Here is a 25,836-nt window from a genome sequence, read left to right as displayed (position 1 = left end):
TGGTTAGTTTTTGAAGGTTTAGCAACTCCAAAATACTATTCTTGCACTCTCTATGCTAACTATTGACCTTTAAAACCATTATTTTGACCTAATTCCCTGAAAAGTTCACGTTATTTTAAATCTTAACGGCTTGACGGGCAAGGAGTTTCCAATCTCCTTTTTGCTTTTGCCAAACCAATAAAACCGAAAGTTTGGCCGTTCCGGGCTGCCCGTTGTTGTTGGTCGTAGCGGCTAATTTGTGTCGTACAATGGCTACATTACCCGCTATTTTAATGGTTTGGTCGGTCAGATTGATGGTTACAAAATCTGATTCGTTACTTACAATGGCTCGTACAAATTCAGCCTTGTCTTCTATTTTTCCTGCTGAATGTCCGTAGCTTAGGTCATCGGCGGCGATGTTTTCCAAAGCAGTTTTGTCAGCGTCAATCATTGCTTTTTTGAGTGCTTCAACGGCACTTGCTACCGCTGTCTCGTCTTTTGATTGAGCAAAAGCGGTATTAAGTACAGAGAGACAAGTAATAAGTAATAAAGCGAGTATCTTTTTCATATTCAATTAGTTAAAATAAATCACAAAGCAATTTACTATAAATCTACCTGTTTCATTTTAGGTACTAACAGGTGCATGATAACCCAAGCCAAAACATACGCTGCTCCGCAAACGAAGAACATAATGTAATAAGCCGTTTCGATTTGCTTGATGGAACGGTAATAGACAAACATGTTTTTCTGAACCAATGCCGAAAGTAAAATCCCGCCTAATGCTCCAAACATTCCACCAATACCCGTCACCGAAGCGGTAGTGTATTTGGGGAACATATCCGAAACCGTCGTAAAGATATTGGCACTCCATGCCTGGTGAGCGGCAGCGGCAAATCCAATAACGCAAACGGCATACCACATACTCATACTGCCTAAGATTTGAGCAAAAATGATGGGCGAAACGCAAAAGGCATAAATAAGCATGGAAGTCTTACGAGCTCTGAAAACCGGCCAGCCAATTTTTATAAGGTACATGGGTAAATACCCTCCCACAATACTTCCAATGGTTGATAAGGAATACACAACCGCTACCGGTACGGCAATGCCGGTGCCTGAAAGCTTGTATTGACTTTGTAAAAAATCGGGTAACCAAAACAGATAAAACCACCAAATAGGGTCAGTCAGAAGTTTTCCGATGGCAAAAGCCCACGTTTGACGAAAACTTAACAATTTAGCCCAGGAAACTTGGGGTTTGTCAATGTCATTTTTATCAGCGAGTACTTCTGCGGCATCAGAGTGAATGTAATCGTACTCGGCTTTAGAAAGTCTGGGGCTTTTGGCGGGTGTTTCATAGAACATCAGCCAAAGAACCAGCCACACAAACCCCAACATCCCTGTGATAATAAAAGCCCATTGCCAGCCCATCTCTGCGGCGATGAAAGGTACAGAGAGTGGTGCTATAATAGCTCCAAAGTTGGTTCCTGAATTGAAAATCCCGGTTGCGAAAGCCCTTTCTTTTTTTGGAAACCACTCCGCTACGGTTTTGATTGCAGCAGGAAAGTTACCTGCCTCGGTAATACCAAGAGCAGACCGTACCACAGCAAAACCAAAAACGGTATTTACCAATGCGTGAGCCAAAGCGGCTATACTCCACAAGGTAGTAGCTACGGCGTACCCGATTTTTGTCCCTAATTTATCTACCAAACGCCCGGCACCGAGCATCCCAAAGGCATAAAACAATTTGAACGCAATTTCGATATTGGCATAGTCACCATCGTTCCAGTTTAATTCCTGAGATAAAGTGGACTTTAAAAGACTGATAACTTGCCGGTCAAGGTAATTGACGGTGGTTGCGAAAAAGACCAGACCACAAATGGTCCAGCGATAATTACCGATTTTTTCCATTTAATATAAGGGTTTTGTAATCGCAACGGCGAACCGTCACATAGGCATAAAGGACACATAGGTATTTTGTGATGTTATAAGCAATTGATATTATTTCTTATAAATCAACGAAGTAAACTATGTGCTCTATGTAACTATGTGGTTGCATTGGTTGCAAGGGTTTGGTAATAAGTAATTAGGGTTTTTATCTTTTGGGTTATTTCTTCAAAATTGCCTGCTTCAACAACTGATTTGGGAAATAATTGGGAGCCGATTCCTACGGCGCTTACGCCTGCTCCAAACCACTCTTTAAGGCTTTCCGGTGTGGGTTCTACTCCACCCGTCACCATGACTTTTACGTTGGGTAAAGGTCCTTTGAGTGCTTTTACAAAACCGGAGCCTACTACATTGCCGGGGAAAATTTTCACGATTTCAGCGCCTAATGTGCTTGCGTTATATACTTCCGAAACCGTCATCGCACCGGGCATCCAAGCAATGTTTTGAGCTGCACAAACTTCAGCGACATCGGTGGAGGTACAGGGTTGAACTACAAAGTCGGCACCTAAGGCAATGAACTCTTCTGCCTGAATGGCGTTGAAAACAGTTCCAATACCTAAAGCCATTTCGGGATAGTATGTACTGATGTATTCCCGCAATACTTTAAAAACTTCTTTGGCTTTTTCGCCGCGATTGGTAAACTCAAACGCCCGAATGCCTCCGTCATAACATGCCTTGATAATTTGGCAGGTAAGTGCAGCATCTGGATTATAAAATACCGGCACAATAGGAGTACAGGCTAACGTTTGATAGACTTTTTGTGGTTCAAAGGCCATTTTTAGAGTGGGTTATTCTTAATATTCTATAGATTTTTTTTAGCTCAATACACCGAGCAGGGTTTCTTTTACATCCTCAATACGTTGCTGAGTGGCATCGCCGTATTCCTGAAGTTTGCCGAAAGCGGCGGCGGCGGCAAAATCAATGATTTCCTGAGGAGCGTGTTGATGGTGCAGACCATAAATAAGACCGCCCATAAAACAATCTCCGCTTCCTACTTTATCCACCACTTTTTGAGTGCTGAATTCGGGCGAAACGTACTGCTGACCGTCTTTGTAAAGCGTGGTATAGTATTGAATTCCTTGTCCAAACGCATCAAAACGGAAGGTATTGGCCACCACTTTGCATTTTGGAAAAGCAGCCTGAATAGCTTCGGCGGTGGCTTGGCTGTGGGCGAGGTATTTTTCCTGAGTGGGATTTTGTTCGACTTCTTTGTCTACCGGAATTCCCAAAAGAGTATTGGCAGCCCAAATATTTCCCATAATGACATCACAATACTGGGCTAACTCAGGCATAATTTCGACTGGTTTTTTGCCGTATTGCCACAGTTTTGCGCGGTAATTTAAGTCCACGGAAATCGTGATTCCTTTTTTAGAGGCTACTTCTAAGGCTTCTTTGCAGGCATTGGCCACGTCTTGATTCAATGCGGGGCTGATGGCACTGAAATGAAACCAGGAACACCCTTCCAATACTTCATCCCAGTTGACTTTGCCAACGGCTAATTCTGAAAAAGAAGAAAAGGCACGGTCGTAAATGACGCCTGCATTTTTCAGATCTGCTCCCTGCGGCAAATAATAGGAGCCGATGCGCGATCCAAAATGCCAGATTCCTGATGCATCAATCCCTTTTTGTTGGATATATTCCTCAATCTCAACGGACAATTGATTTTCGGGTAAAACCGTGCTGTAACGAACTGGCACCTGCCAATTGGCGAGGGCGTTGGCAACGTTTAACTCAGCCCCACCCACAAAGACAGGCATACTCGCCTGTTTTATCCATTCACCATTGAGTTGAGGTGAAAAACGCAACAACAACTCACCAAAACAACAGATGGCCCCCGACCCCAATGGGGTGTTTTTATTGGTATTCATATTGATTTTTACTAATTTATATCTTCCCCCATTGGGGGTTAGTGTCGGACCGCCGATGCGGGCTTTAAAATCCAAAATAGTTCTTGGCGTTGTTGTAACAAATATCCTGTACTACCTTACCAATCCACTCCGTATCATTAGGAAGTTCTCCATTTTCAATGTCGTTACCAAATAAGTTACACAGAATTCGACGGAAATACTCGTGGCGAGGGAACGACAAAAACGAACGAGAATCGGTAAGCATACCTACAAAACGGCTCAAAAGCCCCATGTTAGACAAAGCAGTTATCTGTTTTTCCATACCGTCTTTCTGATCTAAAAACCACCAACCTGATCCAAACTGCACTTTTCCGGCAATGGAACCGTCGTTAAAATTACCCACCATCGTGGCGATAACTTCATTGTCAGCAGGATTTAGATTGTAAATAATGGTTTTGGACAATTGGTCATATTCATCCAAACGTCCTAAAAATTTAGACAAGGAAGCTGCCTGCGACCAATCACCAATCGAATCCCAGCCAGTATCAGGACCGAGCAAACGCAAAGCGCGGGCATTATTATTGCGCAACGCACCGATGTGAAACTGCTGTGTCCAGCCCAATTCGTGGTACATGGTACCGAGTTGGTGCAAAATAGCCGATTGGTAAAGCACTTGTTCCGCAACAGTGATGGATTGTCCTGCCAATGCTTTTTTGAATACTGCATTTGCATCTTCAGGAGTGAAATCAGTAGCGTACAATTGCTCCAAACCGTGATCAGACAAAAGACATCCTAACGAAGCAAAAAAGTCAGCACGTTGGCGAAGTGCTTTGGTTAAATCGTCGTAGCTCTGAATTTCAAATCCGACCACTACAGCCAGTTTTTGTACGAAGGTGGTAAAGTTTGGGTTTCCAATTAAGATGAACTTATCAGGGCGGAAAGCGGGGCGCATAACCCCACCCCAACCCTCCCCTTTGAGGGAGGGAGTGTTTGCCAATTGTTGGTGATATTCCAACGAATCCAACGGGTCGTCAGTAGTACAAACCACTTCTACGTTCATTTTCCGCAGCAAATTTCGCACTGAATAATCAGGGGCCTGAAGCTTTTCTGAACACTCATCATATATTTTGCGAGCTGTTTTTGGACTCAAGACATCCTGAACGTCAAAATAGCGTTGCAACTCTAAGTGCGTCCAATGATAAAGCGGATTACGAAGCGTATAGGGAACGGTTTCGGCCCACTTTTCAAATTTTTGATAATCACTTTTATCGCCCGTACAATAACTTTCATTGATGCCGTTGGTACGCATAGCTCGCCATTTGTAATGATCACCATACAGCCAAACCTGCGTCAGGTTTTCAAACGTTTTATCCGAAACAATTTGGTCGGGTGGTAAGTGGTTGTGATAGTCAATGATGGGCATTTGCTTTGCAAACTCATGATAAAGTGTGCGAGCTGCGTCAGTTTGTAACAAAAAGTCTTCGTCCAAAAAAGTTTTAGTCACTGGCATAAGAATACTATAATTGTGAATGATTGAATTAGTGATTTACGGGGTTGCCCACGGTCCGCCGTAGCGGTGCGATGAATGATGGGGGCGTTGCGTAAATTTAGAGCATCTCGTTTACTTCAACGGTTTGAACAGTGTTTCGTAGAAAAAAGGCTTCAAGCGTTGGTTTTACCCCATTTTCAAGCATATTTTCTAAATTTTCTGTCACACTTTGGGCAAAACCTGGCAATAAAGTCAGGTCTGTGTCCCACAGATTCTTATCCTGCAAGACGGTTTCAACCAATTGTGCAGGTGTATTTTGTTGCCATTTAGAATAAAAATACTCCGCTTTCTGGTCCTGAATAGGGTAGGGCTTGCCGTTACGTTCGCCAAAATAGACAAAACTTTCTTTGGCAACGGGCTTCATAAAATAAAGGTAAGCTGCAAAACCCAACGAGAAATATTCGGGAACACAAGCAAAAATTTCGTAATAATTGAGCAACGTAGCGATGTTTCTCATCTTCATTTTTGACGAATAGTTGAGCGTAATACTCAACCATTGGTGATTAAGATGCGGATTTCGAAAACGATCAATGACCTGCATTCCAAAACGCTGCGGTCGTTTTTCGTCCATGGGGTAAGGGATTGCAAGACCCAGCTCGGCCAACATCAAATTGCTGATATAAGCAGCCATGTCTTCGTTTTGCATAGAGCCGATGACAGTGTCAAACCCTGCTAAATAGGCCAAACCACAACTCAAGGTATGCGTGCCGTTCAGTAATCGAAGCTTGAGTTCGCGAAATAAATTGATGTCGGGTTCAATAAAAACTCCTTCATCGGCTTGAGCAAAAGAGAGAATTTGTTTTACGTGGGCATCGCCTTCAATTGCCCATAAGCTGAATACCTCGCTTATGGTGAGCAGTTTGTCTTTATAGCCTAATTCCTGTGTAATAGCTTGATAAACATTGTTATCGGGTTTTCCCGGTACAATTCTGTCCACCAATGAATTGCAGAAATGATTAGCGCTTTCGAGCCAATCTAAGAAATCTGATTCGAGACCATTACGGTGGGCTAATTCAATGACGATGGATTCTAATTTTGAACCGTTGTCGGATATTAGTTCGGTGGGAACAATCACAAACCCTGATTCTTTGGTTCCTCCAAATGCTTTAAATCTTGCGTATAAAAAAGCTAATAATTTGCCGGGGAAAGAAGTGGGGGGAGTCTCTGAAATATTGTCCTGTACCAACTGAATTCCTACCTCGGTTGTATTGGAAATAATGATTTGAAGTTCAGGATTTTTAGCACAATCCAACACACCTTGCCACTGAGATTTGGCCGATAATACCCGACTGATTGCCGAGCAAATGATGTTTTCTTCGATATTTTGGCCCAATTCAACGCCTCTCACGCACAATGTATAAAGCCCGTCCTGTTCATCAAAAGCGGTAGAATCACCCGAATCAGTGGACTTTACAACGACAATTCGTCCGTTGAAAATCCCTTGACGATTGGCTTTGTCAATCAAATAATCGGGCAAGCCGCGCAGCAATACGCCCGTCCCAAACTGTAGCACTTTTTCGGGGAGTTCAAAGAGTCCATCATCGGTTACCACCAAGTTTGGTGTGTTTCGCAGGTGTGTTAATTCGTTCTTAGATAGATAGTTCATAGTGTTAATCGTTTGGCTAATTTTTATGGCTTCTTTGCCCCTAAAAGCCATTTAGCTAACTCTTTCGCTGCGGAGAAATTCTCGTAGATTAAGGGGATGCGCCGTCCGTCGGTGTATTCATTGTATAACCAAGGGTCACCCACGGCGAAGACTGTCCCTTTGCCCACTTTCGCTACGCCCATGATTACATCTCCGTTTTGTGTTACGACGGCTTGGGCAGGAGCTTTTAAATCCAAAGGAGACAGTTCTTTAATGTAAACCGCTTTGGTATTTTGAAAGATAGAATTGCCGGCAGGAATGTTAACGCGACCCTGTTGCCATTGAGTGCCCTGTACCATGTTCACATTTTTTGGCAAAAACTGAATGCCAAATTCCTTAGCCAGACGATTGAAGTTTTTGTGTTCGCAATTGGACGTATCATTGGCCATCAAAACGAGCGTTCCCCCTGCCTTAACCCAATTGCTGATTTGCTTAGTGTCAGCATCCTGAACGAAGTTCGGATTGGGAGTTTCTTTCTTTGTGTCGGGGTCAACGATGATATAGACGTTTACATTTTTGAGATGTTCGGCCGTAGGAGCGGCTCTGATTGCAGTTGTTTTTGCTCCTAAATCACGGAAAATAGTCCCCCATACCCAGAACCCGGAATGCTGACGGTCTTCCCACGTGTAGTGGAATTGTTCTTCGTTTCCGTTCCCATCTTTTCTGAATTCGCGGTTGAAATAATAGTCGGTTGCTACCGTTTTTCCTTGCCCAAGTGCGTTTTCGGCGGCAATTTCCATTTCTACACTGGCAAAAATGAAGGGACCAACCCCTTTGAGGTCATTTTTCTTAATGGGCTCACTGAGGTAATATTCATAACTTCCATCGCGGTAAGGTGTACCGCCAAGACCGCCAACGCTTACTGTTTTGTTGAGACTGATGGCTCCGTTAGGCTCTTCTTCTACAAACTCTTTTACAATACCTGCGTAGCCTTTTTTCGCCGCTGCTAAATAAGAGGAAGGCAAATAGCCCATTCGTACGCCTTTGGCCAACGCGTACACAAACATGCAGGAACCGGATGCTTCAAAATAATTGCCTTTGCGCGTGCCCTGCGTAGTCATCTGATACCATACTCCCGACTTGGCATCTTGGTATTTGACGAGGGCGGGCGCTAAACGTTGCAGATACTTAACGAGGTTGGCGCGTTCGGGGTGATTTTGTGGAAAATAATCCAATACATCTACCAACGCCATGGCATACCAACCGATGGCACGACTCCAGAAATGAGGCGAAAGACCTGTTTTTGGGTCGGCCCATTTCTGCTCTTTACTTTCGTCGTAGCCGTGGTAAACAAGCCCTGTTTTGGCATCAACGGCATATTTTTCAATGAGGCTAAACTGTTTGGCGATGTCGTTGAAATGCTCCGGATGGTTGAAAATAAGGCTGTATTCCGCTGAAAAAGGCTCAGCCATAAATAACCCATCAAGCCACATTTGATAAGGATACCGTTTTTTGTGCCAAAATCCGCCTTCTTTGGTTTTGGGCTGATTTTCAATTTGTTTCCACAATAAATCCGCCGCTTTACGATACTTTTCTTTATCCGGTTGGGTTTGTTGGTACAGCATTAAAAGGGCTCTCCCCGTTGGAATATTATCAAGGTTAAGATCGTCGTACTTATACGTACGAATGCTGCCGTCTTTTTGTACGTAGCGGTCTAAATCCTTACGGATGTATTCAAAATATTTATTGTCAGCGGTACGATTCCATACTTTTTCAAGCGATTTAAGCATTAAACCCTGCTCATAATCCCAGGCAGCAGGCCTTCCTTCTTTTACGGCAATCGAATCTTTGTGCCAAGTCATAAACGACTCCGCCATACGCACCGAATAAGGTGCTTTTTGGGCGAAAAGGGATGGGACAACGAATAGAAAAATAAAGAGATAAAGAGGAACGCGTTTCATATACTATTGATTTTGGGCTAAGTTAAGTCTTTCCGTTTGTCTTGCTTTCCTGTACCGTTAGGTTTGGATTACACAAAGTCTTCTCGCATTGGGTTAAATACATCTATCAGAACGCCGGCTTCGACACATACGGCTCCGTGTAATACGTTTGAAGGCACAAAATAGACGTCACCCTCATTTAAAACCTTACTTTCTTCTCCAATGGTTACCTCAAAAGCGCCGCTTGCTACGTAGCTGATTTGCAAATGGGGGTGTTTGTGAGTAGTTCCAATACCTCCCTGTTGAAAAGCGACTTTGACCAACATCAATTCGTTGGTGTAAGACATGATTTTACGTTGGATTTTGTCGTCAACGATTTCCCACGGAAGGTCGTTGTCTTCGACTAAAACTTTTTCAAAAGCGAGGGTTGTGAAAGGTTTCAAAATTGTATTTTTTAATTAAGTAGATATAAAGCATTTAATTGTCAGTAAAGCAACTGACGGATTGAGTTTACCTTTAATTTATAAGGAAGTCAACGTTTTTAACCGATATTTTTACGCAAACGTTATCGGCAACGTTACCAAATTGTACTTAACAAAAAATAGATTGTAAAGAATCAAGAATTTTTAAAGATTCAGCCTTACAATCCAAGTTTAAAATTCAGTTTATTTACAACTGTAAAATTGAATTTTTCAAAGTTTTTGGAGAGTCCACTTATTGCTTTTTGTACTTTTGTTTTTTGAAAAGTAAGAAACCTCTCTATACGTCTCGCATGAATCAGACCAACAGTGTGTTTTTAATTACCCTTGGCATTGCTACAATGGGTTTTTTGATTAAAAAATTTGATTTTATTTCCGAAAATGATGGGAAATCAATCTCCAAGTTTTTAATGCACACGACCTTCCCCGCTTTAATGATTGTCAGTATGCTTCGAATAAAATTTGAGCCTACTTTATTTTTAATTCCTTTACTCTGTATTGTTCTTGGGGGCGTTATGACCATCGTGGGTTGGATTTGGTTTAAGAATTACCCCAATCGGCTGCGCGGCGTGTTGACGATGGCTTGCGGCGGACTTAACGTAGGCTTGTTTGCTTTTCCTATCATTGAAGGAATTTGGGGCCGCGAAGGACTGGTGTACGTCGCCATGTTTGATATTGGCAACACCATTATCACTTTTGGGTTAGTGTATTCGGTGGGGAGTTATTTTGCAGTAAAAGGAGAAGGAAAAGTAAGTTATGGAAGGGTATTGAAAAAGGTAATTCAGTTGCCTCCGCTACAAGCGATGGTAATTGGTTTGACAATCAATGCCTTAAATATAGAACTTCCTGCGGTAGCGTATGATTTCCTGGACGTACTGGCCAAAGCGAACAAACCGCTTGTATTACTTCTTATGGGGATTTACATGAGTTTTTCGTTGGAAAGAAGCCAAGTGTGGGCAGTTGTCAAAGTCTTGACGATTCGGTATGCGTGCGGAATTGTTGCGATTTTACTTCTTTATACACTTATACCGGAACCTTCGCTGATTCGTAATGTGCTGATTGTCTGTGTAATATTGCCAATAGGTATGACCATTCTCCCCTTTGCTGATGAACTTAACTATGACTCACGCATTGCGGGCGTATTGGTCAACATCTCTTTGTTGATTAGCTTTTTGATGATGTGGGGCTTGGTGGTTGGCTTGAAGTTAGCTTAGAAGAAGGATGGAATGCTGATTTTATACGGTACGCCGCTGCGATGATTTTTATGATGTATTATGATTACAGTGAAAATCATAACAATCTTAAAAATCAGTGTTCTATTTTGTCAGCATTATAAAATCAATAAACCATTCTCCCGTAGCTGTCTCCAGGAACTGGTTTTGCAAAAAGCATCAAAATTTCCAAGTTGAGCGGCCTCAAAAGCAGTTTGTAATTGTTGATAGGAGAAAGGGCGTTCAAAATTAGCCACCGCTATTTTTGGAAAAATATCCATCCAAAATTCACCGGTCGATGCAAGCAATTTAAGTACAAAATCGTGCTTTTTATGGTAAAAATGAAGCCCACTCATTTGCACCGTTTTTTTGCCTTGTTTTACTTCAAAATAGTCTAAGGAAGGCAGATTACCGAGCCAAATCACAAAAGCGTTTTTGCGAATCGTATCTTCTTGATGAGCGATTTGCCGTTGAATATAAGTAGGCGGAATCGTCGTAAGGGGTACTTTGGAATCAAACCACTTCGCAAGCGGCAGTTCAAAGCCGACCCCGTGCATATAATTGAATAAAGATTTTCGCAAACCTTCGCTGAAAAGATCGTGATTAGCTCCTGTTGGGTCGTCGTGGTAAAGATCATTATCTGCGAAACCACCAAAATCAGGACCAATCCGTTGTACGTCAAAGGCTTCCGGTGCGAGTCCCACGGGGCTATGCGAAGTCATTGCAAAGCGATGCCAAAAACCCGATTGCAACACGCCATTTTCAAACAGTTGCCGCACCATTTCGAGCGAATCAATCGTTTCCTGCGTAGTTTGAGTTGGAAAGCCGTACATCAGATACGCGTGTACCATAATACCCGCCTGAGTAAATCCATCCGCAACACGAGCTACCTGTCCTACAGTCACGCCTTTTTGCATTTTTGAAAGCAATCGGTCAGAGGCCACTTCCAATCCGCCTGACATGGCAATACAACCCGAGGCTTTAAGAAGAATGGATAAGTCGTGGGTGAAGTTTTTCTCAAAACGAATGTTGGTCCACCAAACTACCGTCAACTTTCGGCGGATGATTTCAATAGCCAAATCGCGTAATAGGGCAGGGGGAGCGGCTTCATCTACAAAATGAAAACCGTTTTGCTTCGTCTTTTTGATAATTTCTTCGATGCGATCGCAAATGAGAGAAGCAGTAAGCGGCTCGTAATTTTTGATGTAATCAAGCGAAATGTCGCAGAAAGAGCATTTTCCCCAATAACAGCCATGCGCCAAGGTTAACTTATTCCAACGCCCGTCACTCCACAAACGGTGCATCGGATTCACAATTTCAATGACCGACAGATAATCCATCAGCATCAGGTCGGTATAATCCGGTGTACCAGTTTCGCGCTGTGCAACGTCTTTTTCAGAAGCTCCGTTATGATAAACCACTTGGTCGTCAATGCGTGAAAAAATGCGCTTCAGCTTTTCGAGCGGTCTTTTTTGCTCTAAATATTCCAGCAATGAACGTAAGGGTGCTTCACCATCATCTAAACATATAAAATCAACATAGTCAAAAACTCTCGGGTCAGATAAAGAGCGAAGTTCGGTATTACAAAATCCTCCTCCCATGACCACCTTGATGTCGGGGTAGTGCTGTTTAAGGTATTGCCCGCATTTGAACGCCCCAAAAAGATTTCCTGGGAATGGAATGGTCAAACAAACCATAGTAGGCTGAAAGGCCTTAATTCGTTGTTCCAATAGCTCAATCAATAACTTCGTAATCAGCGTATCAGTAGCTTGAAGTGACGCATGGAGTTCATCAAAATACGTAGCAGTACGTCCCAATCGCTCTGCATAGCGGCTAAAACCAAAATGAGGATCAATGGCTTCCTGAATAAAATCCCCTAAATCTTCCAAATATAGAGTAGCAAGATGACGGGCTTTGTCCTGCGTGCCCATTGCTCCAAATGCCCATTCCAAATCTTCGACTTCTTTAAAACGAGTTGCTTCCGGCAAATAAGTACGGTCGCAAATGCTGTGCGCAAGAGTGGGATTTTTGTTCTGTAAAAAAAGAATGACCGGTTCAATCGTGGTTATGTATTCGTCGCGAAGCAGATAGATGCGATACGCATTGTCAGATAACTCAATATCGTGTTCGGCTTGGTCAAGGGTTTCAAAAAGTCGGGTAAGACCTTGGGGGGAAAAGAGGGCTAAAATGACTTCGATTCCCAAATCTGCCTGCTGAGAAGATACACCGAGCGTATTCAGAAACCCCTTGATATACGCCGTGGCAGGGTAGGGCGTATTCAATTGGGTAAACGGAGGTGTAAGCAGTAAAAGTTTACTTTGGAAAATCATACAGCATGGTAAATGACAACGAAGGTAAGAAATGTGTACAACAAAGTTACCTTGGCAGTCCCATTACGGTGAAGTGGTAAAAAAGGAGGGAAATCAATTTTTACAGCGAAGGTAGAAGTTATCGAGTAAAATTTTCAACCAACTCTTCTGCTTTGATCAGTGCTGTTTCCAAATTGTCATTGAGCAAAATTACGTCAAAGCGATCTTGGAAAGACATTTCGAATTTAACCTTGAAAAGTCGTTTGGAAAGGCTGTCTTCGGTTTCAGTGCCGCGTGCCATAAGGCGCTCTTTGATGGCTTCTTCACTGGGGGCTTTTACAAAGATGGAAAGTGCGCGTTCTTTGAAGTATTCTTTGAGTTTAAGGCCTCCCTTTACATCTACATCAAACAACACGTGTTTTCCTTCGGCCCACAATCGCTCAATTTCAGATTTCAGTGTGCCATAATAGCCACCCGGATATACTTCTTCCCATTCCACAAACTCATCGTTGTCAATACTTTTTTTGAATTCTTCGGGTGTAAGAAAGTAATAATCCTTTCCCTGTACCTCATTCCGACCTCGGCGGTCGCGGGTGCAGGCGGAAATTGAAAAACCTAAGTTGTTGTACTTAGCAAGTAAGTGTCTTACGATTGTAGTCTTACCGGAACCGGACGGTGCAGAGAAGATGATGAGTTTGCCTTCCAAGATTTAGAAAATCAGGTTGAGTTTTGCTTTGATAGTAGCGACGAGATTATCGGGACAAATACGTTTGTCAACCTTGGCCTGTAAGGTTTCTTTCACGCACTTTTCAAGATGATACATCTTAATACAGTGCATACAGTGGTCTATGTTATCTCTAAAATGTGCCTTTTCTTCTTCGGAGGCTTCTCCGTCCAAAACCGCCTGAATTTTTTTCAGACATGCTGCATGCTGCTCGCAGTATTCTTTCTGATACTTAGTGTTCTCGCTGGCGGGGGCTGACGAATGCATATCCAATACCATTGTAAAGGTTCAATTTTTTCTTTGAATCTTTCTGTTTTCTTCTATTTGTAATCAAAAGGATTTTGAGATTAAAAAAGTTCACAAAGTAGATTCTGCTTTCATTTTTTTGAAATGGAGCATACCTACTATGTCCCTTTTACTTTTAATCTTCATTAGTATCGTAGCCCATGGAAGAGGCATACGCTCTGAGCTTGTCTTTGAGGAGATTCCGGGCGCGGTGTAAACGGGACCGTACTGTACCAATCGGAATATCCAGAATCTTAGCCATTTCTTCGTAAGTAAATCCTTCGATGTCGCAAAGGATGATTACAGTTCGAAAATCAACCGGCAATGAGTTGAGCGCTGTCGCTACTTCATCACCAATCATGTCTTGAACAGTCTCGACGCGTAAGTCAGTTGTATGATCTACTTCAGCAGCTTCTTCCGAGTTGTAGGTTGTTTCTACTTCCTGGTAATCTACTTTTGAAGGCTCTTTACTTCGCTTACGATAATCATTAATGAAACTGTTTTTCAGGATTCTGAACAACCACGCTTTGGCATTAGTTCCCCGTTCAAATGAAGAAATAAAACGAAAGGCTTTCAGGTAGGTATCTTGAACGAGGTCATTGGCATCATCCTCGTCCATGGTGAGCCTAAAGGCAAAGTTATACATAGAGTTTATGTGAGGCATAAACTCGCGATTAAAAATGTCGTTTCTCTCGATGTCGTTATAAGACGTTTCGGAGGCGGCTAACGGTATTTCTTCGATTTCTTCTGACATAATGACTGACATGGCTGCCGTAAATTTACGAATTTTAACAAACCACCAACCTTCCCCGCAACTCTTCTTCAACCAATCAACAAAAAGACCTCATGAAAGGTTATTTTTAAAGGATTAGTTGTAGATAAACTTTCCCACTTTGGTTTTTGTTAATATACGGCAAAAATTATTCCAATGGTTTTGTCCAACTAAATTATGGACAAAATGGCAGGAATAAAAATGATTTGACTGAGGATGTTTTTGAATTAGCGAGAAAGAAGTTGGGCCAACAACACGCTCACTGTCGTAAATAATACACTACACATGATTTTAAGGAAAGTATAAGGCAGCAAACTAATACTGCCTGCTTCTACTAAAAATAAAACAATGTGGTGAATCGAAATTAACAAAATGACATACGATAAAAAAGCAGGAAGCCCTAATTCCCTAATAGAGAGTTGAAGTCGCCCTTCGGTTAATTTTTGCCCTAATTGATACCGGATAATAATTGGACGCAGATAAGCAATCAGAACAGTAGCCACGGCGTGTAAGCCAAGTGTATTATCGAACGAATCAATGGTAACACCTGTTACAAATCCAATGAATAGTAAGGCAGTAAGATTGATTTCGACGGGTAAAAACAAAATGGCTCCTACGTAGATGAAACAAAATGAATAGTTAAATAACACCAAATGACGTGCTACAAATAGATGAAGCAGTACATAAATCAACCATCTCAATACACTACGTGCGATGTCGTTTGGGTTCATTTAGGTTTATTTAGGAGGCTTTCCTGAAGAGACTGTTGTTGATTTAATAGTTTATTTTCTACCAAATACACATATGAAATTTTAGAAAAGTCGGTAGCAAGTTCGAGGTCAATTTCAAAAAAAGCCTGATCGGCCGCCACCTTGAACGTTTTTACTCGACCCACTGTGATGCCTGGCGGGAATACAGCATTTTGGTCAGAAGTGACAGCGGTGTCTCCTTTTACTATTGTTTTGTAACGGGAAACATCTTTTAATTGAATAATGGAAGGGATGTTGCTGTTTTCCCACTTTGCGGTACCCATTTCCCCACTTCGCAACAGTTTGGTGGAAACCATAAACTGAGAGTGCAAAATGGATGTAATGACCGAAAAATTTTCTTTGCAGATTTTTACTTTTCCTACCACCCCAGTGGATGAAATAACTCCCATTCCTTCTTTGACTCCATCAGCATAGCCTTTGTCTATCGTTAAGTAGTTGTCGGCACGATGCGTACTGTTATCAATTACCTTGGCAATAGTTACAAATTTGTAACGCGTTGCAAAAGCAGAGTCAGGCTGATAACCGGCAGGTGCATTGGAAGGTTTTTGTTGCTGTAAGGTAGTAATGAGCTCGTTTAAACGCCTGTTCTCTTCCGCTAAAGAAGTATTTACATCACGCAGGTTGATATACTCTCGAACCGAATTAGAGATTTCTAACGACTTGGCATTAAGGCTATTAGCAGTATTGAAGTACTCAACACTCCAGTAATTATTGTTATTGACAAGCAACCAAAAACTAAACACCTCTAATAATCCAAAGAGGATAAAATTTCGATTACGGCCAATAAACTCAAAGAGTTGGAGCATTTTAGTAGCAAGTATATAGTTATGAGTATTGAGTATTTTCGGTTATTATTCTCAATACCCAATACTTAATACTTTGTACTTTTTTACTGAATTAATACTGACTTATACAATTCCAGATTTTTCAAGATTTCGCCCGTGCCTTTCACCACTGCTTTGAGCGGGTCGTCAGCTACGTGAATGGGCAGTTTGGTCTTGGTAGCAAGTCGCTTATCCAAACCATGTAAAAGAGCTCCTCCACCTGTGAGGTGGATACCGTTGGTATAAATATCAGCCGAAAGTTCTGGAGGAGAAATTTCAAGGGCTTTCATTACCGCTTCTTCAATTTTAGAGATTGATTTATCCAAAGCGTAGGCAATCTCACTGTAGGTCACTTTGATTTCTTTCGGAATACCTGTCATTAAGTCACGACCGCGTATTTCAAAATCTGCTGGCGGATTATCCAATTCTGGCAAAGCAGAACCTACTTCAATTTTGATTTGCTCAGCAGAACGCTCACCGATGAGTAAATTGTGCTCACGGCGCATATAATCCACTATATCTTTGGTGAATACATCACCTGCAATACGTATAGATTGCTCGCAAACAATTCCTGACAGTGCAATAACGGCGATTTCGGTGGTTCCCCCTCCGATGTCTACAATCATTGTTCCATTAGGCTGTGTAATATCAATCCCGATACCGATAGAGGCTGCAATGGGCTCGTGTACCATATATACCTCTTTCGCACCGGCATGTTCGGCCGAATCTTTTACGGCACGTTTTTCTACTTCAGTAATACCCGATGGAATGCAAATGACCATGCGGTGAGAAGGAGTGAAGAAACGATTATTGGGGGCAATCATTTTAATCATACCCCGAATCATTAATTCAGCTGCAGTAAAGTCGGCAATTACACCGTCTTTCAACGGGCGAATGGTCTTTATATTTTCATTGGTCTTTTCGTGCATTTGCATTGCTTTGTGACCAATCGCCAACACCTTCCCGTTATTCTTGTCCAAAGCAATGATGGAAGGCTCGTCCACTACTATTTTGTCTTTGTGGATGATCAGCGTGTTGGCTGTTCCTAAATCAATTGCAATCTCGCTCGTTAAAAAATCAAATAATGCCATATTGTTTGCTTTCGCAGAGTGACTAAAGTTTTATAGGTCGCAAAATTAAAGGATTTTATCGGCTTTTTGACAGAAACCAAAGCAAGTAATTTTTTTGATTAACCTCTTGAGAATGAGTCGAAGGTTTTATGACCTTGTACAAAATAAGCCCAAATAATGCTCTTAGGCGAAATTGGCAGGGATTGTTGTTCCTTAATGAGGCCAATTTCCTGCGTTATTTTTTTTCGTTTTTGAGGTAGTGTACCAAATGTCCAGGCATAAAATTTAAAATGAGCTCTAACTATAGCCCATATATCACGCCATTGCCCCTTGGGCAAGTACCTTAAAGAGGAAATACCATCTAATATAAGTCGAAAAAGAATAATTTTCCACCTTTGACCAGACGGCAGATTCTTATAAAGCATGGCCAAACTATTGCGGTAATTAAGATAGGTCTTAAAAGGATTTGAAGGCGGGAGTGTTCCCCCTCCAACGTGATAAACGACAGATTTAGGGCAGCAATAAACTTGATATCCTCCTATGTGCAAACGCCAGCAAAGGTCTATTTCCTCCATGTGAGCAAAAAAGTCCTCATCGAAGCCTCCCATTTTATGGAATACTTCCGCTCGTATGAATAAACAGGCTCCGGAAGCCCAAAAAACAGGTACAGCGGTATCGTATTGGCCATGGTCTGTTTCACAATGCTCGAAAATTCTCCCTCGGCAATGGGCATAACCCAGCCAATCTAAGTATCCTCCTGCGGCACCGGCGTATTCAAACTGGGTTTTATTGTCGTATGCCAGTAGTTTAGGCTGACAGGCTGCAATTTGAGGCTGCTCATCCAGCAGTTTAATCATTGGATTCAACCAATTGGGAGTTACTTCTACGTCTGAATTGAGCAAAACGTAGTATTCGGCTTTGATTTCAGCCAAAGCACGGTTGTAGCCACCCGCATATCCGTGGTTGTTGCTTAATCGGATGAGCTGTATTTGGGGGTAATTAGATTGCATCCAAATGACTGAATCATCTTTAGACGCACTATCCGCTACATAAACAGTATAGGTAGAAGAATACCTGATAACAGACGGGAGAAACTTTTCAAGAAAGTTTCTCCCGTTATAATTCAGAATGACAATGGCTACTTTATCCATTCGCCATTATTTCATAAATTGACTCAAGTCCAATCCTGGAATATTGGGTAATATTCCTTCTGTAGATTGCTGAATTTGAGCTTTAATTTTGCTTTCGATATTTTCCATTGCCCTGTTTACTGCGGCAACAATCAAGTCCTGTAACATCTCACGGTCTTCAGGTTGAGCCAATTCAGGGTCAATGGTAAGACTTACCAATTGCTTACGGCCATTGACTGTGACCTTCACCATGCCCGCGCCTGCCTCTGCTGATTCAGTGAGGTGGCCTAAATTTTCTTGGGCTTCTTTCATTTTTGCCTGAAATTCTTTGACCTTTCCAAGCATTCCCATCATATCTCCAAACATAGTATTGCTGATTTTTGAGTGGACAAAGGTAGTGAAAAATGAAAGAACGGCAGATAAATTACCCGTAAATTATGAAGTTTCAGGAGCTATCACACATCGTTCCTGCTTCAGCATTTCTACATTTTCGTCTACTTTCATTCGCGTTTTTTCGTTGTCGAACTCTCCCGCAAAAGCCGCTTTGAGTTCCCGGCGTTTGATAGCTTCCATAAAGCGTCGGATATCTTCTTTGGTTTCAAGCAAAAGCGGCGGCACTTCGGTTGGTTTTCCATCGTCGTCTTTGGCTACCATTGTGAAGTAAGAGGTATTGGTGTGCTTTTGAATACCTGTGCGAACATTTTCCGCAATGACCCGAATTCCAATCACCATCGAGCTGCGTCCTACGTAGTTGATAGAGGCGTGAAGAGACACCAATTCACCTACTTCAATAGGCTGCAAAAAGTTGACACCTTCTACGGTTACAGTGACCACATACGTTCCTGCGTGTTTGGAAGCGCAGGCATAAGCCACTTTGTCCATGAGTGATAACAAGATGCCTCCGTGAATTTTCCCGCCAAAGTTAGCATAGGCGGGAATCATCAGTTCGGTAATCGTAGTACGGGAATAATTGACTGATTTGGGAGGTGTCATTTTTTTGCGTCTTTCAAACTTACACTTCCCCGCGCCAATTTCTCGGCTTCGTCAAATAAGGTTAACGCTTTTTGTAAACCTTCATCTAAGGTGGACATTACCTGATAAAACTCGTTATTCAAGCCCCCTTTTTCACGTTTTTGAAAGGCATAGCGCCCTATTGTTGCCTTCAAATACGTACGAATGTAGGGCTTAGAACGGTTGTATTCTTTTTCGTTGAACTTAATCCCGTCGGCAGTCGCATTTTTTACAATTTCGTTTAAATCTGCGTCAGTGGCTGCATAAGTTTTCAGGAATTCGGGAAAGCTTAGTTTTTCCAATTGCTTCTTATTCTGACCTACGTAGTTCAATGCGTAATCACGTACCGTATTTTTGGCAAACAATTCATACAGGTACGGGGTCATCATACTCGTATCGCGCGGTACAAACACGTCGGGGGTGATGCCGCCGCCGCCGTATACAGTGCGTCCACCGTCGGTATGAAACTGAAGTTTTGGGTTGTTTTTAATGCTGTCAGCTACGAATAATTCACCGTGTGAGAAACGATTTTTTAGGTCTTTTTCATAGGTTTCCACATCGCCCATGGTGTAAGGTTTCTGAATACTGCGTCCGCTCGGTGTATAATAACGTGAGATAGTGAGTCGTAACTCTGAACCATCTGAGAGGTTAACGGGCATTTGTACCAGACCTTTCCCAAACGAACGTCGGCCTACAATGAGGGCACGGTCGTGGTCTTGTAACGCACCCGCTACAATTTCGGAAGCTGAGGCGCTTCCTTCGTCAATTAAAACAACTACACTGCCGCTTTCAAACATACCGGTATTTTTAGCGCGAGTCTGACGGTCGTATCGGTCATCTTTTCCGTCAGTATACACAATCATTTTATCTCCCGAAATCAACTCATCCACCATGTTGGTAGCTCGGTCCATGTATCCTCCGGGATTGCCACGCAAATCAAGTACGAGTTTTTTCATTCCCTGAGTTTTAAGCGTACTGAGTGAGTTTTTAAACTCATCGTACGTGGATTCAGAAAAACGAGTTACTTTGACGTAGCCGGTCTCTTTATCAATCATGTAAGAAGCATCCACCGAGTAGGTGGGAATGCGGTCACGACGAAGTTGGAAAGCCAATGGTTTGGGAACGCCTTTACGTAGGATTTCAATTTTAACATCACTGCCGCGCGGACCGCGAAGTTTGGAGAAGATAAAAGAATTATCAACGCTTTTACCCGTAAAAACTTCATTGTTTACTTTCAAAATTTTATCTCCCCCCTGAATTCCTGCCGCTTCTGAAGGCCCGCCGACGAGTGGAGTGACTACATAAACTGTATCTTTGTAGAGATTGAATTCTATCCCGATTCCGTCAAAACCGCTTTCCAGTTGAGAACGAGCCGCTACGGCATCTTTGGCGTTGAAATAATACGTATGCGGGTCCAGTTTTTCGAGCATTTTAGTGATTGAATAATCTACCAAAGCATCGGTATTGACTGTGTCCACATAGTTGTTGTCAATGAGTTGCAGGACTTCCTTAAATTTCGTGTAACCTCGCGCTACATCTGTCACTCCCTTACTGCCCCCAAAAAAAGTAGCTCCCAAAAGCATACCTGCTGCCAGCGTAATGCTCAGTAAAATTGGCAATCTTACCGTCCAACGGTCGTTTTTAATTGGATTTTCCATAAAATAATTAAGAATTGGAACACAGATAAAACGGATTTGACTGATTTGAACAGATTGGCCAAATGAGTACTGCGTAGCTTCTGCTTTATCGGTGTTCTATTTGTGTCAAAAACATAAAATTAACGAACAAATGCAAAAGGTAGTTTATAACAGTCAAAAATCTCTTTAAACTTTCCGTTCTTTGCGAAATATACCCATTGAAAAATCCATGAAACCTGACAAAAAACTTTTTCTCTTAGACGCATTTGCCTTGATTTACCGGGCTCATTTTGCCTTCATCAAAAGCCCGCGTATTACCTCCAACGGATTGAATACTAATGCGGTATTTGGCTTTACCAATACATTGTTGGAGGTCTTGAAAGATGAAAAACCGACCCATTTAGGTGTGGCATTTGATACTCCTAAACCTACCTTTCGACATATACAGTTTGAAGCCTATAAAGCCCAGCGTCAGCAACAGCCCGAAGACATTACCATCGCCGTTCCTTACGTAAAACAATTACTGAAGGCATTGTGCATTCCGATTTTGGAATTGGATGGCTATGAAGCCGATGATGTTGTAGGGACACTTGCCAAAAAGGCGGCTCGTCAGGGTTTTGAAGTATTTATGATGTCGCCTGATAAAGACTACGGGCAGTTGGTGGAAGAGCACATCTATTTGTACAAGCCTGCCATCATGGGCAAAGGAGTAGAAATCATGGGTCCCAAAGAAGTCTGTGCCAGATGGGGAATTAAAGACATCAGTCAGGTAGTAGATATGTTGGGCTTACAGGGCGATGCATCCGACAATATTCCAGGAATTCCGGGAGTGGGCGAAAAAACTGCCCAAAAACTGTTGGAAGAGTTTGGGTCGGTTGAAAATATCATTGCTAACGCGGATAAACTTGCCGGTAAGCTCAAAGACAAGGTAATTGACGGTGCCGAAAAAGCAATCCTGTCAAAGCAGCTCGCTACCATTGACATCAACGTCCCAATTGAATTCAATGAGGAGGATTTATTGATGTGCGAGCCTAATAAGGAAATGCTTTCAACGCTCTTGGATGAATTGGAATTCAGAACCTTGCGTAAGCGAATGTTAGGTGAAACTGAGGCTCCTGTGCCTATACCTATTGCCGATAAAAAAGGACAATTAAATTTGTTTGGAGATAGTGGTCCGTCTGCTGAAGCGCCTGCTCAGGGAAAACAACCATTTTCAGCGGCTAATCCAACCTTGTTGTTTGAATCTTCCAACGAACGTCGAACCGTCGCAAATACCGTCCATCGTTATCATTTGGTAGATACCCCTGAGCTTCGGCAATCGTTAGCGCATTACTTGAGTTTGCAGGACTCGTTTTGTTTTGATACTGAAACTACTTCCATAGATGCTAATGATGCGGATTTGGTGGGCTTGTCGTTTGCGTACCAAAAAGGAGAAGCATTTTACGTGACTGTGCCTGCGGACCGCGAGGAAGCTCAAAAGGTAGTGGAAGATTTTAGGGCGGTATTGGAAGATGAAAAAATTGAGAAAATCGCCCAAAATCTTAAATATGACATGGTGGTTCTCCAAAATTATGGAGTTCAAGTTGCCGGGCCGTTGTACGATACCATGTTGGCGCATTACCTGATAGAGCCGGAAAAACGGCACAACATGGATATTTTGGCTAATTCATACTTGAATTACGAACCGGTTTCAATTGAGTCGCTCATTGGGAAAAAAGGCCCCAAGCAGCTCACGATGCGGGATGTTGCGGTAGAGAAACTGGTCGAATATGCCGCCGAAGACGCTGATATTACGTTGCAGTTAAAGGAAAAACTGAATCCATTATTGATTGAAAACCAAGCAGAAAAGCTGTTTCGGGGAGTGGAAATTCCGTTAGTGGAAGTATTGGCTTCCATGGAACGGGAAGGAGTGAAAGTCGACATGAAGGCACTGGCTGAAATGTCCGGAGTTTTGGAAGTAGACATGAAGCAGGTTGAAAGGGAAGTGTATGGTTTGGCGGGCGAAGAATTCAATATTTCGTCTCCAAAACAGTTGGGAGTCGTTTTGTTTGAAAAACTCAAACTCATCAAGAACCCCAAGAAAACGGCCACCGGACAATACGCAACGGGCGAAGACATTCTTTCCGACCTTGAAGCCGAACACGAGATAGCGCGTAAGATTTTGGACTATCGGGAATTACAAAAGCTAAAATCCACGTATGTTGATGCCTTGCCGTTGCTGATTAATCCCCGAACCGGACGCATTCATACGTCTTTTAATCAAGCTGTAACGGCCACGGGACGATTGAGCAGTACGAATCCCAATCTTCAAAATATCCCCATTCGTACTCCTCGCGGGCGGGAGATTCGAAAAGCTTTTATTCCCCACAGCGACGAATATTTGATTCTCTCAGCCGATTATTCCCAAATCGAATTGCGCATTATGGCGGCTTTCAGCCAAGATGCAACCATGTTGGAAGCCTTCAACAATGGCTTGGACATTCACGCCAGTACGGCCAGCAAAGTGTTTAAGGTAGAACTCAGCGAAGTGACTTCTGATATGCGTCGCAAGGCTAAAATGGTCAATTTTGGTATTATTTATGGCATTTCGGCCTTTGGATTGGCGCAGCGATTAGGAATACCGCGCGGTGAAGCGAGTGAAATTATTAAGGCTTATTTTCAGGAATTTCCGGCGGTAAAGACCTTCATGGATTTGTCAGTCAACAAAGCACGTGAACACAAATACGTGGAGACGATTTTAGGGCGTCGTCGCTATTTGGCAGATATTGATTCTCAAAATCAAACTACGCGGACGTTTGCCGAACGCAATGCCATCAATGCTCCTATCCAAGGCTCGGCTGCTGATATGATCAAGATTGCCATGATTAACATTCATGCCTTTTTAAAGAAAGAAAAACTTCGTTCCAAGATGATTCTCCAAGTGCATGACGAATTGGTCTTTGATGCTCATCGCGACGAGGTGGAGTTATTGAGCCAAAGAGTCAATGAATTAATGATTAATGCAATTCCACTGCCCGTTAAAATGGAAACGGGGATTGGTAAAGGCATAAATTGGTTGGAAGCGCATTAATTTTGATTCCCATATTTCACGGCAGTCCCTTCCATGATAAAGCCTTGATAATCTTTAGCGGTGTAATACTTGTAGCGCACGTTCACGAGGGCGTGCGCTCCCATGCTAACTCCCCGTATGATGAGTTGGTCCAATAATGCGCGTTTCTGCCCTTCGTCATTGCCTCGGTAAATCATTCGTCCGTCTTTGGTTTGTTGATTACTGAGCGGAACTTCTTTTTCCACTTTTACAAGACCAAGGGCTGTATAGGGCCGACCTGTAGGTTGATTTTCATAGAATACATCGATGGGATATTCTGCATTCGCCAATTTAATGGGAATCCCTAAACCACCGTTGGAAGTAGAAACAGGACGAGCGCAGGAGATAAAAAGTGTAAAGGTGAAAATGTAAAGGGTAAACTGGGTAATTCGTTTGTGTATGTTCATAATTCTATCTTTCTAAATTCGGCTTCGGGAAATTTCATTTGAAAATCTTTGATTACCAATACCGCTACCGGATTGAACGGCGTAATGTCGGGAAATAGTTCGGAATTTACCTTGATGTCGGTCAATTTTCCAAAATAGGCTTTGCCGCTCGCTTCGGGTTTAGTCAGTACCCAATCCTTCCGAAGTTGTTGGGTAATGCGAAACGGAAACAAGGCTGTTGTAAGAGGAAACGAAATAGTGCCGCGTCGTATTGTCGCTTCAAAAAATGGTTTGTCTTCAATGGAAACGGTGATTTTCTCAGCGCGTTTATCAAGCTGCTGTACGTCAAAATCAGCCCATTCTTTGGGTATTCCCCAGTTCTCGATGCCATTCCACACACTATTTTGGTCAGAAACATAAATTTTTGAGATGGAGAAAGTGTATTTGTCCACCATCTTAAACAAACCCGGAATAAACAGTAGTTCTCGGTAAGGGCCAACGGGGGTAGTATGATAATCCACGAGCATGATACTGCTCACTAAACCTTTGTAGAAAACGTTCTGATAGTCAGCCAGAAACCCATTTTCTTGGATGAGTTTTTTCGGTAAGCGATACAGGAAAATGTAGCCATTCCCAGTCAACGTCCAAGGGGCAGGGGCGAGTATGGAAGGGGCAGGAAGTGTTTCAGTAGAGAGAATTTGTTGGGATAATAGCATAGGTCAAACGGTGGTTTTGTAACATTTTTGAGAAAGATATAGACAAAACCGATAACTTAAAATAATAGGCGGTGCTTGTTTAACAAAAAAATTGGTACGAAATTTGCCACCGCTTTTAGCAACTCGGTATTTATGAAACAAAAGGGGCTTCAAACACGACTTATTTCAACGACTTTGGCATTGCTGCTGTTGATAACAGCAATGGCAGGGAAGGCGTTGTCGTTGCCCCAAGCCGATGTTAAAAAGGCAATTGCTGAAAAAACGTCCAAAGACAAAAAGGCCAAAGGCGAACGTCCCGTTATTCAGGAAATGTCGTTGGAGGCGGTTGTTGCTCCTGCTATCTCGTTTGATTTTGAGCAGTCGTTTTATTTTCTGCCTACTATCTTCAGCATTGAATTGCCGTTTGTAAGTACGCTTCCCAAGCGGTTTGATATTTTTTATTATTTCTTCTCTTTTTTCCGAAACGTTTTCGGACACTTCATTGCGATTAATGCACCTTAGTCAACACTAAGGGTGGTTGTATTTTGTCGTGCCGGCGGTACGATAATACTTTTAACGCTTTCCAGCGTTTGAACAGCCCATT

General features: G+C 42.5%; 24 protein-coding genes. 3 read left to right on the top strand and 21 right to left on the bottom strand.

The window, feature by feature from the left end; translation table 11 throughout:
• Positions 1 to 115: 115 nt before the first annotated feature.
• The 8 genes from Q0081_RS08180 to Q0081_RS08145 form a co-directional block, all read right to left on the bottom strand.
• Positions 116 to 547 carry a nuclear transport factor 2 family protein gene (locus Q0081_RS08180; protein ID WP_298351265.1) on the bottom strand — a complete coding sequence of 144 codons (432 nt, stop codon included), beginning with the start codon at positions 545 to 547 and terminating at the stop codon, positions 116 to 118.
• A gap of 35 nt (positions 548 to 582) precedes the next feature.
• Complete coding sequence (locus Q0081_RS08175; protein ID WP_298351262.1) at positions 583 to 1,884, bottom strand: MFS transporter; 1,302 nt, start codon at positions 1,882 to 1,884, stop codon at positions 583 to 585.
• A gap of 134 nt (positions 1,885 to 2,018) precedes the next feature.
• Positions 2,019 to 2,696, bottom strand: coding sequence for a bifunctional 4-hydroxy-2-oxoglutarate aldolase/2-dehydro-3-deoxy-phosphogluconate aldolase (locus tag Q0081_RS08170; RefSeq protein WP_298351259.1), 678 nt, complete (start codon positions 2,694 to 2,696; stop codon positions 2,019 to 2,021).
• A 39-nt stretch (positions 2,697 to 2,735) separates the two neighbouring features.
• A complete protein-coding gene (locus Q0081_RS08165) occupies positions 2,736 to 3,788 on the bottom strand; it encodes a sugar kinase (RefSeq protein WP_298351270.1) in 1,053 nt (350 codons plus the stop codon).
• A gap of 64 nt (positions 3,789 to 3,852) precedes the next feature.
• Positions 3,853 to 5,277: a glucuronate isomerase gene (gene uxaC, locus Q0081_RS08160; RefSeq protein WP_298351256.1), complete on the bottom strand. Its 1,425-nt coding sequence runs from the start codon at positions 5,275 to 5,277 to the stop codon at positions 3,853 to 3,855.
• A gap of 97 nt (positions 5,278 to 5,374) precedes the next feature.
• Positions 5,375 to 6,922, bottom strand: coding sequence for a tagaturonate reductase (locus Q0081_RS08155; protein ID WP_298351254.1), 1,548 nt, complete (start codon positions 6,920 to 6,922; stop codon positions 5,375 to 5,377).
• A gap of 23 nt (positions 6,923 to 6,945) precedes the next feature.
• Positions 6,946 to 8,862, bottom strand: a complete 1,917-nt coding sequence (locus Q0081_RS08150; protein ID WP_298351251.1) for a glycoside hydrolase family 88 protein — start codon at positions 8,860 to 8,862, stop codon at positions 6,946 to 6,948.
• A 68-nt stretch (positions 8,863 to 8,930) separates the two neighbouring features.
• Complete coding sequence (locus tag Q0081_RS08145; RefSeq protein WP_298351248.1) at positions 8,931 to 9,284, bottom strand: cupin domain-containing protein; 354 nt, start codon at positions 9,282 to 9,284, stop codon at positions 8,931 to 8,933.
• 329 nt (positions 9,285 to 9,613) lie between these two features.
• Between Q0081_RS08145 and Q0081_RS08140 the strand changes: the two genes are divergently transcribed.
• On the top strand, positions 9,614 to 10,534 hold the full coding sequence (locus tag Q0081_RS08140) for an AEC family transporter (RefSeq protein WP_298351246.1): 921 nt from the start codon (positions 9,614 to 9,616) through the stop codon (positions 10,532 to 10,534).
• 116 nt (positions 10,535 to 10,650) lie between these two features.
• On the opposite strand, the gene Q0081_RS08135 is transcribed toward Q0081_RS08140, so the two are convergent.
• The 11 genes from Q0081_RS08135 to Q0081_RS08085 form a co-directional block, all read right to left on the bottom strand.
• The gene (locus tag Q0081_RS08135; RefSeq protein WP_298351242.1) at positions 10,651 to 12,861 is read right to left on the bottom strand and encodes a radical SAM protein; all 2,211 of its coding nucleotides are present in this window, start codon (positions 12,859 to 12,861) and stop codon (positions 10,651 to 10,653) included.
• Positions 12,862 to 12,979: 118 nt separating this feature from the next.
• Positions 12,980 to 13,546 (bottom strand): guanylate kinase, encoded by a 567-nt coding sequence (gmk, locus tag Q0081_RS08130; RefSeq protein WP_298351239.1) that lies wholly within the window; start codon positions 13,544 to 13,546, stop codon positions 12,980 to 12,982.
• A 3-nt stretch (positions 13,547 to 13,549) separates the two neighbouring features.
• The gene (locus Q0081_RS08125) at positions 13,550 to 13,831 is read right to left on the bottom strand and encodes a hypothetical protein (protein ID WP_298351237.1); all 282 of its coding nucleotides are present in this window, start codon (positions 13,829 to 13,831) and stop codon (positions 13,550 to 13,552) included.
• A gap of 154 nt (positions 13,832 to 13,985) precedes the next feature.
• Positions 13,986 to 14,615: a sigma-70 family RNA polymerase sigma factor gene (locus Q0081_RS08120; RefSeq protein ID WP_298351234.1), complete on the bottom strand. Its 630-nt coding sequence runs from the start codon at positions 14,613 to 14,615 to the stop codon at positions 13,986 to 13,988.
• Positions 14,616 to 14,848: 233 nt separating this feature from the next.
• Entirely contained in the window at positions 14,849 to 15,352 is a 504-nt protein-coding gene (locus Q0081_RS08115; protein WP_298351231.1) for a hypothetical protein, read from the bottom strand.
• A complete protein-coding gene (mreC, locus tag Q0081_RS08110; RefSeq protein ID WP_298351227.1) occupies positions 15,349 to 16,197 on the bottom strand; it encodes a rod shape-determining protein MreC in 849 nt (282 codons plus the stop codon). Before mreC ends, Q0081_RS08115 begins: the two co-directional genes overlap by 4 nt.
• Before the next feature lie 83 nt (positions 16,198 to 16,280).
• Positions 16,281 to 17,306 (bottom strand): rod shape-determining protein, encoded by a 1,026-nt coding sequence (locus Q0081_RS08105; protein ID WP_298351224.1) that lies wholly within the window; start codon positions 17,304 to 17,306, stop codon positions 16,281 to 16,283.
• Positions 17,307 to 17,404: 98 nt separating this feature from the next.
• A complete protein-coding gene (locus Q0081_RS08100) occupies positions 17,405 to 18,436 on the bottom strand; it encodes a glycosyltransferase family 2 protein (protein WP_298351222.1) in 1,032 nt (343 codons plus the stop codon).
• Positions 18,437 to 18,442: 6 nt separating this feature from the next.
• Complete coding sequence (locus Q0081_RS08095) at positions 18,443 to 18,781, bottom strand: YbaB/EbfC family nucleoid-associated protein (RefSeq protein WP_298351217.1); 339 nt, start codon at positions 18,779 to 18,781, stop codon at positions 18,443 to 18,445.
• A gap of 69 nt (positions 18,782 to 18,850) precedes the next feature.
• A complete protein-coding gene (locus Q0081_RS08090; protein ID WP_298351214.1) occupies positions 18,851 to 19,408 on the bottom strand; it encodes an acyl-CoA thioesterase in 558 nt (185 codons plus the stop codon).
• A complete protein-coding gene (locus Q0081_RS08085) occupies positions 19,405 to 21,084 on the bottom strand; it encodes a S41 family peptidase (RefSeq protein WP_298351212.1) in 1,680 nt (559 codons plus the stop codon). Before Q0081_RS08085 ends, Q0081_RS08090 begins: the two co-directional genes overlap by 4 nt.
• A gap of 208 nt (positions 21,085 to 21,292) precedes the next feature.
• Between Q0081_RS08085 and polA the strand changes: the two genes are divergently transcribed.
• Positions 21,293 to 24,133, top strand: coding sequence for a DNA polymerase I (gene polA / locus Q0081_RS08080; protein WP_298351267.1), 2,841 nt, complete (start codon positions 21,293 to 21,295; stop codon positions 24,131 to 24,133).
• Here the strand turns inward: polA and Q0081_RS08075 are convergent.
• Both Q0081_RS08075 and Q0081_RS08070 read right to left on the bottom strand, forming a co-directional pair.
• Positions 24,130 to 24,558: a hypothetical protein gene (locus tag Q0081_RS08075; protein ID WP_298351211.1), complete on the bottom strand. Its 429-nt coding sequence runs from the start codon at positions 24,556 to 24,558 to the stop codon at positions 24,130 to 24,132. The two genes, polA and Q0081_RS08075, sit on opposite strands and share 4 nt — an antisense overlap.
• A complete protein-coding gene (locus tag Q0081_RS08070) occupies positions 24,555 to 25,253 on the bottom strand; it encodes a hypothetical protein (RefSeq protein WP_298351208.1) in 699 nt (232 codons plus the stop codon). The genes Q0081_RS08075 and Q0081_RS08070 overlap by 4 nt, the downstream gene beginning before the upstream one ends.
• Before the next feature lie 132 nt (positions 25,254 to 25,385).
• Between Q0081_RS08070 and Q0081_RS08065 the strand changes: the two genes are divergently transcribed.
• Positions 25,386 to 25,754 carry a hypothetical protein gene (locus Q0081_RS08065; protein WP_298351205.1) on the top strand — a complete coding sequence of 123 codons (369 nt, stop codon included), beginning with the start codon at positions 25,386 to 25,388 and terminating at the stop codon, positions 25,752 to 25,754.
• Positions 25,755 to 25,836: the final 82 nt, after the last annotated feature.

This window comes from Runella sp. (assembly GCF_027484545.1).
GTDB lineage: Bacteria > Bacteroidota > Bacteroidia > Cytophagales > Spirosomataceae > Runella.
The sequence above is the reverse complement of the archived record's forward strand: the minus strand, read 5'-3'. Positions and strand labels throughout refer to the sequence as shown.